This window comes from Knoellia flava TL1 (genome assembly GCF_000768675.1).
GTDB classification, from domain to species: domain Bacteria; phylum Actinomycetota; class Actinomycetes; order Actinomycetales; family Dermatophilaceae; genus Knoellia; species Knoellia flava.
Genome location: NZ_AVPI01000055.1, coordinates 1 through 13,380, shown reverse-complemented (window position 1 = coordinate 13,380; position 13,380 = coordinate 1). Strand labels below are relative to the sequence as shown.

Here is a 13,380-nt window from a genome sequence, read left to right as displayed (position 1 = left end):
GGCTCGCCGCCGTGACCGTTCGGCGAGACCGCCGGGCGCGGGGCCGCGGGCGCGGCCGGCTGAGACTGCGGGGCCTGGGCCGCGGCCTGCTGTGCCTTGCTCGGACCCTGGATGCTCCCGATGCCGCGCTCGTCGGGGCGCTTGGCCGGGGTGCCCCCGTCGAACCCGGCCGCGATGACCGTGACCCGCACCTCGTCGCCGAGGGCGTCGTCGATGACCGCACCGAAGATGATGTTGGCCTCTGGGTGCGCGGCCTCCTGAACGAGGCGGGCGGCCTCGTTGATCTCGAAGAGGCCGAGGTCGCTGCCGCCCTGGATCGAGAGCAGCACCCCGTGGGCGCCGTCGATGCTCGCCTCGAGGAGCGGGCTCGAGATCGCCAGCTCGGCGGCCTGGACCGCGCGGTCCTCGCCGCGGGCCGAGCCGATGCCCATGAGCGCCGAGCCGGCGCCCTGCATGACGGACTTGACGTCGGCGAAGTCGAGGTTGATGAGGCCGGGCGTCGTGATGAGGTCGGTGATGCCCTGGACACCCGAGAGCAGGACCTGGTCGGCGCTGCGGAACGCGTCGAGCATCGAGACCGCGCGGTCGCTGATCGACAGCAGCCGGTCGTTGGGGATGACGATGAGGGTGTCGACCTCCTCGCGGAGGTTGCCGATGCCGGACTCGGCCTGGTTGGCGCGGCGGCGGCCCTCGAAGGTGAAGGGACGCGTGACGACACCGATCGTCAGGGCGCCGAGGCCCTTGGCGATGCGCGCGACGACGGGGGCGCCACCGGTGCCGGTGCCGCCACCTTCACCCGCGGTGACGAAGACCATGTCGGCGCCCTTGAGCACCTCCTCGATCTCCTCCGCGTGGTCCTCGGCAGCTTTCTTGCCGACCTCGGGGTCAGCGCCGGCGCCGAGACCGCGGGTCAGCTCGCGGCCGACGTCGAGCTTGACGTCGGCGTCGCTCATGAGCAGTGCCTGGGCGTCGGTGTTGATCGCGATGAACTCGACACCCTTGAGCCCGACCTCGATCATGCGGTTGATGGCGTTGACACCACCTCCACCGATGCCGACGACCTTGATGACGGCCAAGTAGTTCTGTGGTGTTGCCACGGTGTGGGCCTTCCCTGAGAGTGCTGAGTTCGTGCTGTCGTTCGATGGTGTCGACCCGCCCACCTGCGACGAAGCCTCGACGTGAGGTCAAGAGTCACGGTTTGGTCACGACCCGATGAAGCGACGCTAGGCGGCGAGGGGGCGTCATGCAACGAGCGCGCGGGCGTGTCGCGACCGTGTCCGAACCATTCTTGCCCACCCCCGTCACGACGGTCACACCACCCCCACCAGCCACAGGAGTCACGTGGCGTCGCGTCAACGCGACGGCGACGCGGACGGAGACGGACCGCCTCGGGTGACGGGCGTGTCCGGGGCGCTCACGTCGATGACCTCGGGCTTCGTCGGGAGCAGGGCACGCAGGATCGCGAGCTTGCGGGGCGCGTCGTCGGCGCCGCCCCACACGACCTCGGTGCCGCCGAGGGTGAAGGACACGAGGTTGGCCGTGCTCACCTCGATCGCGGACACCTGGCGCCCGAGGTCCGGGGGCAGGACCTGCACCATCGAGAGCGCAGCCTCGAGCGCCTCCTTGGTCGTGCCCTTCGAGGATGCCGCACGGACGAGAGGCACCCCGGGCGGCGGGGTCCGCACCGTCTCGTACGAGATGCCCGTCGCATCCACAACCTCGAGTTGACCCTGAGGGTTGCGGAGCACGAGCGCAGGCGCGCGGGACACGGTCCGCACCCGCAGGGTCGAGGGCCAACCACGCTCGACGGAGACCTCGGCGACCGTACTGCGGGTGCGCACCCGCTGCTCGACGGCCTCGACGTCGACTCGAGCCAGAGGCGTGCCCGAGGGAACGCGGACGAGGTCGGTCACGGCCGCCCGGTCGGCCCCGGAGACCCCGGTGACCTCCACCGACCGCACCGCGAGGACGGGGCTGAAGAGGACGACCCAGGCAAGGCCCGCCACGACGGCCACCGCGACGAAGGTCCACAGCACCCGCAGCCATGGCCGGCGACGGCGCTGGAGGGCGCGTTCGCGGAACCTCGGGTCGGCCTGCGGATGGCGCGTCGGGGCACTCACGCCGTTCACCCCTTCCCCAGCGCCGAGAGCACCTGGGCTGCGAGCTCGGTGACGTCACCCGCGCCGACGGTGAGGACGAGGTCGCCGGCCGCGGCCTGCGCCGCGATGGCTGACGCGACGTCCTCGAAGGTGCCCCCGACCCTCACCGTCCGCTGCCCGGGCAGCCCACGCAAGGGGCTGGCGACGAGCTCGCTGGTCACGCCTTCCATCGGCTGCTCGCGTGCACCGTAGACGTCGAGCAGGGCGACCGTGTCGGCCGGAGCCAGGCCGGCGGCGAAGCCCTCGGCGAAGTCGCGCGTGCGCGAGTAGAGGTGGGGCTGGAACGCGACGTGGAGGCGGCCGCCGCGGCGTGCGGCGATCTCGGCGGCGGTCGAGACGACGGCCGCGACCTTGCCGGGGTTGTGGGCGTAGTCGTCGACGACCGTGACCCCGCGGACCTCTCCGCGGACCTCGAACCTGCGGCGAGCACCGTCGAAGACGGCGAGCCCCTCGAGGACGAGCGCTCGGTCGGCAGCGAAGCCCTCGGTGGCGGCGAGCAGGGCCGCGGCCGCGTTGAGGGCGTTGTGCGCCCCGGGCGTGCGAAGTCGGAGTGTCTCCTCTCCCCCACCGGGCAGGTGCAGCGTCGTCGTCGTGCCGATGCCCTCGGCGTCGGGGCGGTGGTCGGACAGCCGGAGGTCCGCGGCCGGGGTGAAGCCATAGGTGAGCACCCGGGTGCCCGACGATGCGGCGCGGGCCGCCAGCCGGGCCGAGCCCGCGTCGTCGGCACACGCGACGAGGAGGCCGCCGGGACGCAGTGAGGCGACGAACTCTGCGTACGCCTCCTGGACGGCCTCGAACGTGCCGTAGAAGTCGAGGTGGTCGGGTTGGACGTTGGTGACGACCGCGACCTCGGGGCGGTAGACGAGGAACGACCCGTCGCTCTCGTCGGCCTCGACGACGAACACGTCTCCGTCGGTCCACTCGGCGTTGGTGCCCTGTCCGGTGAGCTCGCCGCCGGAGGCGAAGGACGGGTCGAGGCCGGCGTGCTGGAGCGCGACGGTGAGCATCGAGGTCGTCGTCGTCTTGCCGTTGGCGCCGGCGACCGCGGCCGGGCGCGCGTCCTTCATGGTCGCGGCGAGGCCTTGCGCGCGGTGCAGGACGAGGCACCCGGCGTCGCGGGCGGTGGCGAGCTCGACGTTGGACTCGGGGATGGCCGACGAGATGACGACGGTGTCGACGCCCTCGACGTTGGCCGGGTCGTGGCCGACGACGACATGGGCACCGAGCCCGCGCAGGGTGTCGAGGACCGGGCTGTCCTTGGCATCGGAGCCGCTCACCTCGACACCACGAGCGAGGAGGATCCGCGCCACCGCGGACATGCCGGCGCCGCCGATGGCGACGAGGTGGACCCGACCCAGCGTCTCGAGCCCGGGGACCTCGCTCGTGAAGTCGAACCGGGGGTTGCGCGCCACGGTCACGACCCCCCGGAGGCGGCGTCGGCCACGAGGTCGGCGAGGAGCTCGTCACCGTCGCGCTCGCCGACCGAGGCGGCGGCGGCAGCCATCTCGCCCAGCCGTGAGGCGTCGCGCAGCAGCGGCACGAGGGTCGACTCGATCCAGCCCGCGGTGAGGTCGGCGTCGTCGACGAGCAGGCCACCACCGGCGGAGACGACAGACTGCGCGTTGAGCCGCTGCTCGCCGTTGCCGACGGGCAGGGGGACGTAGGCCGCGGGAAGCCCGACGGCCGTGAGCTCGCAGACGGTGTTGGCCCCGGAGCGTGCGACGACGACGTCGGCCGCGGCGTAGGCGAGCTCCATGCGGTCGGCGTAGGGGACGACGACGTAGGGCGCGCCGGCGTCGCCCTCGTCGACGGGGAACTCCTTGCCCACACCCGTGACGTGGAGGACCTGGACCCCGGCGGCCCTCAGGGAGCCCATGGCGGTGCGGAACGCCTCGTTGATGCGCTGGGCGCCGAGGGACCCGCCCGTGACGAGGACGGTCGGCCACTGTGGGTCGAGCCCGAAGGCCGCAAGCGCCTCGGCGCGGCTGGCGCGCCGGTCGAGCAGCGCGATCTCCCGGCGCAACGGCATACCGGTCACGGTGGCCCCCGGCAGCGGCGTGCCGGCGAAGGTCACGGCGACGTGCTTCGCGAAGCGCGCGCCGAGCCTGTTGGCCAGGCCGGGTCGGGCGTTCTGCTCGTGGATGACGACGGGTATGCCGCGTCGTCGCGCCGCGAGGTAGGCGGGAGTCGCGACGTAGCCGCCGAAGCCGACGACGACGCGCGCACCCGATGACGTGATCGCTGCGTCGGCCGCGGCCACGGCTCGGCGCAGGGAGCCGGGCAGGCGGAGCAGGTCCGCCGACGGACGCCGGGGCATGGGCACCTTGGGGACGACCTCGAGGTCGTAGCCGCGAGCGGGGACGAGGCGTGCCTCGAGGCCCTCGGCCGTGCCGAGGGCGACGATGCGCACATCGGGCTCACGTCGGCGCAGGCAGTCGGCGAGCGCGAGGAGCGGCGAGACGTGCCCGGCGGTGCCGCCTCCCGCGAGCAGCACCGAGCCGACGGACGATGCCGGGCTCATCGGTTCGACCGCCGCTTCGGCAGGACGGCGAAGGAGCGCTTGACGAGCGAGGGGCGTCCGGCGAGGGCCTTGGCGCAGCCCGGTTCGGCGCGGGCGAACGAGAGCAGGATGCCGAGCGCGAGCATCGTCGTCACGAGGGAGCTGCCACCTGAGGAGACGAGGGGCAGCGGGACGCCGATGACCGGGAGCAGCCCGATGACGGCACCGACGTTGATCATCGCCTGGACGATGATCCAGCTCATGATGCCGGCGGTGGCCACGCGGACGAAGAAGTCGGAGGAGCGCATGACGAGCCGGTAGCAGGCGAGCGCGAGGACGACGAAGAGCGCGAGGACCATGATCGTGCCCGGAAGGCCGAGCTCCTCGCCGATGATCGCGAAGATGAAGTCGTTGTGCGGCTCGGAGAGCCACTCCCACTTCTCCCGCGACTGGCCGAGCCCCACGCCCGTCCACCCGCCGTCGGCGAGGGCATAGCGGCCGTGGATCGACTGGCGGGCCGGACCGAACTGGTCGGTGTCACGCCCGAGCCAGACGTCGAAGCGCCCGAGCCGGTTGGGGCTCGTGATGACGAACGTCACCGCGATGGCGGCGAACGCGCCCGCGGCGAGCGCGAACCAGCGCCCGGGCACACCGGCGGTGAAGAGCACGCCACCGACGACGGCCGACATGACGAGGACGGTGCCGAGGTCGTGACCGAGGAGGACGAGGCCGATGGCGAGCATCGCGATGGGCGCGACATAGGGCACGAGGGCGTGCGCGACGCTGCCGAGCTGCTTGCGCTTGGCCGAGAGGATGAGGCCACCGCTGAGGGCGAGCCCGACCTTGAGCAGCTCCGAGGGCTGCATCGAGAAGAAGCCGAAGTCGAGCCAGTTGCGGTTGCCCTTGACGTCGACGCCGAGCGGCGTGAAGACGAGGGCCTGGAGCACGAGGCCGGCGCCGAGGAGCGGCAGCGTGAGCCGCTTCCACGCCGTGACCGAGAGCCGCGAGGCGATGAGGAGCGCGACGCCGCCGATGAGCGCGAAGACCATCTGGCTGATGACGATGGAGTAGGCCGAGCCCGAGTCGGTCGCCTGGAGCGAGGACACCGTCGACGCGGACAGCACCATGATGAGGCCGAAGCCGACGAGCACCGAGGTGACGCCGACGAGGACGTAGTAGGTCGTCACCGGCCGGTCGAGTCGCTCGAGCCACGTGGGCACGGCGCCGAAGCCGCGCTCCGTGCTCGAACCGGTCGTGCTGCTCACTGACTCACTCCCCAGGGGCCGCGCGGCGGAGCACCGCCTCGGCGAAGGCGTCTCCACGTGCGCCGTAGTTGACGAACATGTCCATGGACGCGGCGGCGGGCGCGAGGAGCACGACGTCACCCGGCTGGGCGAGCGACGCGGCTTCGCTGACGACGCGGTCCATGGTCCCAGTGTCCGTGTCGGGGACGTCGACGACGGGGACATCGGGCGCGTGTCGGGCAAGCGCCTCGGCGATGACCGTGCGGTCGCGGCCGAGGAGCACGACGCCCCGCAGCCGGGTGGCCGCCGAGCGCACGAGGTCGTCGACCTCGGCCCCCTTGAGGAGGCCGCCCGCGACCCAGACGACGTGCTCGTACGCCGTGAGCGAGGCCGCGGCCGCGTGCGGGTTCGTGGCCTTGGAGTCGTCGACGAAGCGGACGTCGCCGATCGTCGCGACGTGGGCGATGCGGTGGGCCTCGGGCCTGAACGCGCGCAGCCCGGCACGCACCGCGCCCGGCTCGACGCCGTGGGCACGGGCGAGTGCGGCGGCCGCAAGGGCGTTGGCGACGAGGTGGGGCGGCACGTCCGGCGCGTCCCCGCGCAGGTCCTCCACCGAGGCGAGCTCCGCGGCGGCGTGACGGCGCTGCTCGACGAACGCGCGGTCGGCGAGGACGTCGCCGACGACGCCGAGCATCGACGGCGCGGGCGTGCCGAGGGTGAAGCCGATCGCCCGGCACCCCTCCTGCACGTCGGCCTCCTCGACGAGCCGCTCGGTCTGCGGGTCGTCGACGTTGTAGACGCAGGCGCGCTCGGTGCCCTCGTAGACCTTGCCCTTGGCGGCGAGGTAGGCGTCGTAGCCGCCGTGCCAGTCGACGTGGTCGGGCGCGACGTTGAGGCAGGCGGACGCCTGCGGCCGGATCGAGTCAGACCAGTGGAGCTGGAAGCTCGAGAGCTCGACGGCGATGGCGTCGAACGGCTGCGGGTCCATGACCGCCTCGAGGATCGGGGTGCCCACGTTGCCCGCGCTGATAGCGCGCTCGCCCGCGGCCCGCAGGATCGAGGTGAGCATCTGCACCGTCGTCGTCTTGCCGTTGGTCCCGGTGACGGTGAGCCACGGCGCGGCTCCCTCGCGCGGCCGCATGCGCCAGGCGAGCTCGACCTCGCCCCAGATGGCGACCCCGGCCTCGGCCGCCGCCGCGAGCAGCGGCTGCGTGGGCGCCCACCCCGGGGAGGTGACGACGAGGTCGACGGGGTCGGACGGCATCCGGGTCACGTGGTCGGGACCGAAGCGGAGCTCGGCGTCGAGGATCTCGAGGATGCGAGCCCGCTCCGACATCGCCGGGGTCGAGTCACGCTCGGCTCCCTCGACGACGACGACGTGCGCGCCACGCTCGAGGAGGGCGTCGGCGGCGGCGAAGCCGCTCACGCCGAGCCCGGCGACGAGGACGCGCAGACCCGCCCAGTCGGCCTCGCGGGAGGTGAGCCCCTCGAGCCGACGGTCGATGGACTCGCTCATGCCGCGCCCACGACCCACTCGGCGTAGAAGAGGCCGAGCCCGAACGCGACGAAGAGGCCGGCGATGATCCAGAAGCGGATGACGATCGTGACCTCCTGCCAGCCGAGGAGCTCGAAGTGGTGCTGGAGCGGCGCCATCCGGAAGACGCGCTTGCCGGTCGACTTGAAGGAGGCCACCTGGATGATGACCGAGAGCGTGATCGTGACGAAGAGGCCGCCGAGGATGACGACGAGGAACTCGGTGCGGGTGACGATCGCGAGGCCGGCGAGGAGGCCGCCGAGCGCGAGCGAGCCGGTGTCGCCCATGAAGATCTTGGCGGGCGAGCCGTTCCACCAGAGGAAGCCGAAGCACGCCCCCATCGCCGCCGCCGCGACGATGGCGAGGTCGAGCGGGTCGCGCACCTCGTAGCACTTGATGCCGGCGTTGGTCTGGCAGTTCTGGTTGAACTGCCAGATGCCGATGAGGACGTAGGCCGCGAAGGTCATCACCGAGGCGCCGGTGGCGAGGCCGTCGAGGCCGTCGGTGAGGTTCACCCCGTTGCTCGTGCCGGCGATGATGACGTTGGCGAAGAGGATGAAGAGCAGGACGCCGACGATCGTCCCGGCGAAGGCGAGGTCGAGGTTGGTGTCGCGGACGAACGAGATCTTCGTCGAGGCGGGCGTGCGTCCGGAGTCGTTGGGGAACTGCAGCGCGAGGATCGCGAAGACGACGCCGACGAGGCCCTGCCCGAAGAGCTTCTGCTTGGACCTGAGCCCGAGGCTGCGCTGCTTGCTGATCTTGATGTAGTCGTCGAGGAAGCCGACGAGGCCCAGCCCCGCCATGAGGAAGAGGACGAGCACCCCGCTCCAGCTCGGAGCCGTCCAGAACGCGAGGTGGGCCATCCCGTATGCCGTGATGGTCGCCGCGACGATGACCGCGCCGCCCATCGTCGGCGTGCCGCGCTTCGTGTGGTGGGACGTGGGTCCGTCGTCGCGGATGAACTGGCCGTAGCCGCGCCGGACGAGCACCTTGATGAACATCGGGGTGCCGAACAGCGCGACGACGAGGCTGACCACCGCAGCGACGAGCACGGCCTTCACGGGGTGTCCTCCAAGGTGGTGTCGTCGGTCGGGTCGGTGGTCGTGAGTCTGTCTCCGAGCCACCGTAGACCTGCGTCGCGGCTCGACTTGAACAACACGACGTCGGGCGGGGCGAGTTCGGCGCGAAGCAGCGCCTCGGCCGCGTCGGCGTCCTCGACCCAACGGATGCGGGTGCCGTCGACGGGCGCGATGTCGGCCATCGGGCGGGCGGTCTCGCCGACGACGACGAGCTCGTCGACACTGCGGCGCTGGGCCTCCTCGCCCACCTCGGCATGGTCGCTGTCGGACTCGTCGCCGAGCTCGAGCATGGAGCCCAGGACGGCCCACGTCCGGCGACCCTCCCCCATGACCTCGAGAGCGGCGAGGGCGGCGCGCATCGAGTCGGGGTTGGCGTTGTAGGCGTCGTTGACGACGGTGACGCCGTCGTCACGCTCGGTGACCTCCATGCGCCAGCGGCTCACGACACCGGCGCCGGCGACCGCGGCCGCGGCGTCGTCGAGCGCGAGCCCGCACTCGAGGGCGACGGCGAGGACGGCGAGCGCGTTGCCGACGTGGTGGCGGCCGACGAGCCGCAGCGCGACCTCGGCCTCTCCACCCGGCGTGACCGCGCGGAAGGTCGCCCGGCCGTCGGGGCCCACCCGGACGTCCTCGGCGCGCACGGTCGCGTCCGCCGCCTCGCCGACGAGGACGACGCGGGCGGACGTCACGTCGGCCATGCCGCGGACGACGGGGTCGTCGGCGTTGAGGACGGCCACGCCGTCCTCGGGCAGGGCCTGCACGAGCTCGGACTTGGCCCGGCCGATGGCCTCCCGCGAGCCGAACTCGCCGACGTGCGCGGTGCCGACGTTGAGGACGACGCCGATCCGCGGCGGCGCGATGCGGGTGAGGTAGTCGATGTGCCCGATCCCGCGGGCGCCCATCTCGACGACGAGGAAGCGGGTCTCGTCGGTGACGCGGGTGACGGTGAGCGGCACCCCGACCTCGGAGTTGTAGGAGCCGACGGGTGCGATCGTCGGGGCGGCGGAGGCGAGCACCGTGCCCAGGAGGTCCTTGGTGCTCGTCTTGCCCGACGACCCGGTGATGCCGATGACGGTGAGGTCGGTGGCACGGTCGATGACGGCGCGCGAGATGGCGACGAAGGCGGCCTGGACGTCGTCCACGACGACGCACGGCAGGTCGTCGACGGGACGGCTCGTCAGGGCGGCGACCGCGCCGTTGTCGCGAGCGGCCCCGACGAAGCGGTGGCCGTCCATCGACTCGCCGATGCGGGCGACGTAGAGGCTGCCCGGCTCGGCCTCCCGTGAGTCGGTGACGACCGACCCGCTGATGAGCGGTACCTGGTCCTCAGGGGCGAGCCCCGAGATCGTGCCACCGGTGATGGTCTCGATCTCGGTGAGCGACAGGGCGATCACGACGTCTCCTCGGAGATGGTCCCGGCGTCGGCAGGGCCGGGGGCGCTCACGTCGTCGGTGCCGGCGAGTGCGGCCCGGAGCTCGTCACGGTCGTCGAACGGGTGCACGACCCCCCCGACCTCCTGCCCGGTCTCGTGGCCCTTGCCGACGACGGCGACGGCCGACCCGGGCCCACCCTCGCGGGCGAGGCGCACGGCCTCGCGGATGGCGTCGCGCCGGCCACCGACCTCGACGAGCACGGCGTCGGACCCGACGGACCGTGCTCCCTCGATGACGGCGGCGCGGATCGAGGCGGGGTCCTCGCCGCGGGGGTTGTCGTCGGTGACGACGACGGCGTCGGCGATGCCCGCCGCGGCTCGTCCCATGCCGTGCCTCTTGCCGCGGTCGCGGTCGCCGCCGGCACCGAGGACGACGACGAGCCGGCCGGGCGTCGCGGGGCGGAGCGCGGCGAGCGCGGCCTCGACGGCGTCGGGGGTGTGGGCGTAGTCGACGACGGCGAGGAGGTCCTCCCCCTCGACCGGGGAGGCGACCCGCTCCATCCGTCCGGGTACGTGCGGGTCGGTGAGGATGGCGCGGCCGACCGCGTCGGTCTCCTCTCCGAGCAGGAGCAGCGCGACGGCCGCCATGGCCGTGTTGGCGACGTTGAAGTCGCCTGGCAGTGCGGAGCGCAGGTCGAGCTCGATCCCCTCGCCGCGCAGCACGAACCGCGACGGGTCCTCGGTGTCGACCGCGACCGTCCAGTCGGCCTCGCGGTCGGGCAGCGTCGTCAGCGTCGTCACCGGGACACCCGAACGCTCGACCAGCCGCAGGCCCCACACGTCGTCGACGCAGACGAGGCCGCGCAGGGCGTGCTCCGGGGTGAAGAGCAGCGCCTTGGCGCCGAAGTAGTCCTCCATGTCGGCGTGGAAGTCGAGGTGGTCCTGCGAGAGGTTGGTGAAGAGGGCAAGGTCGTAGACGACGCCGTCGACCCGGTGCTGGCTCAGCGCGTGGCTCGACACCTCCATGACGCAGGTGTCGGTGTCTCGCTCCTCCATGACCGCGAGGATCGCGTGCAGGTCGGTCGCCTCCGGCGTGGTGCGGACGCTCTTGACGTGCTCGTCCCCGATCCGCGTCTCGACGGTCCCGATGAGACCGGTGCGGTGCCCGAGGACTCCCAGCGCGCTCGCGACGAGGTATGCCGTCGTCGTCTTGCCGTTGGTCCCGGTGATGCCGACCATGGTCAGGGCCTGGTCGGTCGTGTCGTAGACCCGGGCCGAGATCGCTCCGAGCACGGCGCGGGGCGACTCGACGACGACCACCGGCAGGGACACACCGGCGTCGCGCATGCGCGCGACGCCGTCGGCGTCGGTGAGGACCGCCGCGGCACCCGCACCGGCGGCCTGCGCCGCGAAGTCGGCGCCGTGGACACGAGCCCCCGGCAGGGCGGCATACAGGTCACCGGGTTGGACGGCGCGCGAGTCGAGGGTCACTCCCGTGACGCCGACGTCGGCCGAGTTCTCCAGGGATGCGCCGACGAGCAGCGCGAGCTCACGAAGGCTTGCGCTGTCACGGGACGCGGGTCGGGGTGCGGGCACGACCAGTCAGACTACTTGGAGCCCCGACGTGCTCCGTCACGCAGCGTGTCCGGGTTGGCCGCAGCCTCCTCGGGGCTCACCGAGAGGGTGATCGCCTGCTTGGTCGTCCCCGTGGGCGGCACCTTGAGCTCCTGGAGTGCGTAGGTCATGACGTCGTGGAAGACCGGCGCCGCAACCGTGCCGCCGTAGATGCTCGCGCTCGGGCGCTGCAGGATGACGGCGACGACGAGCTCGGGGTCGTCGGCCGGCGCGTAGCCGATGAAGCTCGCGGTCTTGCCGCTGTACTTGCCGAGGCGGGAGTCGTAGAAGTCGGCGGTGCCGGTCTTGCCGGCGACGCGGTAGCCGGGGATCTGGGCCTGCGGCGCGGTGCCCTCCTTGGACACGACGCCCTCGAGCATCGCGTTGACCTTGGTCGCGGTGTCCTGCGACACGACGCGGGTGCCCGGCTTGACCCCGGCCTTGGTGAAGGTGCCGTCCTCGGCCGTCGTCCCCTCGACGAGCGAGGGCGTCATGCGCACGCCGCCGTTGGCGATCGTCTGGTAGACCGAGGCCGCCTGGATGGCTGTGACCGACAAACCCTGCCCGAACATCACCGTCGAGCGCTGGGTGCCGTTCCACTTCTCTGCCGGGGCGAGCAGACCGGCGGACTCACCGGGGAAGCCCATGCCCGACTTCGAGCCGAGGCCGAACTTGCGGTAGTACTCCTCGAGCTTCTTGGGCTCGAGGGTCTCGCCGATGAGGATCGTCCCGATGTTGCTCGACTCGGCGAGGGTGCCGGAGACCGTGCGGTAGAGGGTCGGGTGGTCGTGGCTGTCCTTGAAGCTCGCGTCGAAGCGCTGCATCCGGTTGGGGATGATGACCGGCTGGCCCGGCGTCACCGTCTTCTCCTCGAGCGCGGCGGCGACGGTCATGACCTTGGCGGTCGACCCGGGCTCGAAGACGTCGTTGAGCGCCTTGTTGACGAGGCTGCCCTTGGCGCTGCCGATGTCGTTGGGGTCGTAGGTCGGGTAGGACGCCAGCGCGAGGATCTTGGACGTCTTGGCGTTCATGACGACGGCCGTGCCGGACTGCGCTCCCATCTTGGCCATCTGCTGGGCGAGAGCGTTCTGGGCGTACCACTGGATGTTGGAGTTCACGGTGAGCGTGACGTCCTGGCCGTCGTCGGCCCTGACACCGCCCTGGCGGCCGCCGGGGATCTTCGAGCCGTCGGGCGCCTTCTCGAAGACGGAGTAGCCGGCCTTGCCCTTGAGCGCCTTGTCCATCATCGACTCGAGGCCGCCGCCGGCCGCACCGTCGTTGGTGACGAAGCCGACGAGCGAGGCGGAGTTCGGCCCCTGCGGGTAGACGCGCTCGGGCACCGCCTCGGCCGAGTCGCGGTAGATGCCGGGGATGCCGAGGTCGGCGATCTTGCGCCACGTCAGCGGGCTCACCTTGCGGTCGAGCACCTGGTAGCGGCCCGAGCCGGTGAGCTTGGCGCGCAGGTCCGAGGTCGTCCGGCCCAGCAGGGGCGCGAGGGCCGTGGCGGCGAGGTCGACGGCGGTGGAGCTCGTCGCCGGGTCGCAGGTCTTCTTGTTCTTCTGCTTGTAGGTGCAGACCGCGGTCGGGTCGGCGACGACGGTCTCGCGGGCCCGGCTCGACGCCAGCACGACGCCGTCGGAGGAGACGATCTTGCCGCGGAGCGCGGGGATGACGACCTTCTCCGTGCGCTGCTCGAGCGCCTGCGCGGCGACGGCCGAGGAGTCGAAGCCTTGGATGCGCAGCAGCTGGGCCGCGAAGATGCTGAAGACGAAGAGCACGCCCACCGTCATGCCACGCATCCGCCGGCGCGGGTTGCCCGGCGAACGGGGAGGCGTGCGCCGCGCCGGGGGACGGCGCGGCGGGCCACCCCTCGACCCG

The 13,380-nt window shown here is 72.2% G+C and carries 10 protein-coding genes; all 10 read right to left on the bottom strand.

Annotated elements, in window-relative coordinates:
• Nucleotides 1–1,097 (bottom strand): cell division protein FtsZ (gene ftsZ / locus N798_RS14090; protein ID WP_035949546.1); only part of this gene is annotated, 1,097 nt, incomplete at its 3' end.
• 255 nt (nt 1,098–1,352) lie between these two features.
• The gene (locus N798_RS14085; protein WP_229708846.1) at nt 1,353–2,120 is read right to left on the bottom strand and encodes a cell division protein FtsQ/DivIB; all 768 of its coding nucleotides are present in this window, start codon (nt 2,118–2,120) and stop codon (nt 1,353–1,355) included.
• 5 nt (nt 2,121–2,125) lie between these two features.
• Complete coding sequence (gene murC, locus N798_RS14080; RefSeq protein ID WP_371870459.1) at nt 2,126–3,478, bottom strand: UDP-N-acetylmuramate--L-alanine ligase; 1,353 nt, start codon at nt 3,476–3,478, stop codon at nt 2,126–2,128.
• 95 nt (nt 3,479–3,573) lie between these two features.
• On the bottom strand, nt 3,574–4,680 hold the full coding sequence (gene murG / locus N798_RS14075) for an undecaprenyldiphospho-muramoylpentapeptide beta-N-acetylglucosaminyltransferase (protein WP_035949535.1): 1,107 nt from the start codon (nt 4,678–4,680) through the stop codon (nt 3,574–3,576).
• Nucleotides 4,677–5,924 (bottom strand): putative lipid II flippase FtsW, encoded by a 1,248-nt coding sequence (ftsW, locus tag N798_RS14070; RefSeq protein WP_188450477.1) that lies wholly within the window; start codon nt 5,922–5,924, stop codon nt 4,677–4,679. Before ftsW ends, murG begins: the two co-directional genes overlap by 4 nt.
• A 4-nt stretch (nt 5,925–5,928) precedes the next feature.
• Nucleotides 5,929–7,419, bottom strand: coding sequence for a UDP-N-acetylmuramoyl-L-alanine--D-glutamate ligase (gene murD / locus N798_RS14065; RefSeq protein ID WP_035949530.1), 1,491 nt, complete (start codon nt 7,417–7,419; stop codon nt 5,929–5,931).
• Nucleotides 7,416–8,498, bottom strand: a complete 1,083-nt coding sequence (gene mraY / locus N798_RS14060) for a phospho-N-acetylmuramoyl-pentapeptide-transferase (RefSeq protein WP_035949528.1) — start codon at nt 8,496–8,498, stop codon at nt 7,416–7,418. The genes murD and mraY overlap by 4 nt, the downstream gene beginning before the upstream one ends.
• Nucleotides 8,495–9,910: a UDP-N-acetylmuramoyl-tripeptide--D-alanyl-D-alanine ligase gene (locus tag N798_RS14055; RefSeq protein WP_035949526.1), complete on the bottom strand. Its 1,416-nt coding sequence runs from the start codon at nt 9,908–9,910 to the stop codon at nt 8,495–8,497. Before N798_RS14055 ends, mraY begins: the two co-directional genes overlap by 4 nt.
• On the bottom strand, nt 9,907–11,484 hold the full coding sequence (locus tag N798_RS14050; protein ID WP_052117373.1) for a UDP-N-acetylmuramoyl-L-alanyl-D-glutamate--2,6-diaminopimelate ligase: 1,578 nt from the start codon (nt 11,482–11,484) through the stop codon (nt 9,907–9,909). The genes N798_RS14055 and N798_RS14050 overlap by 4 nt, the downstream gene beginning before the upstream one ends.
• Nucleotides 11,485–11,495: 11 nt before the next feature.
• The coding region (locus N798_RS14045) for a peptidoglycan D,D-transpeptidase FtsI family protein (RefSeq protein WP_332258226.1) at nt 11,496–13,380 on the bottom strand (1,885 nt) is incomplete at its 5' end.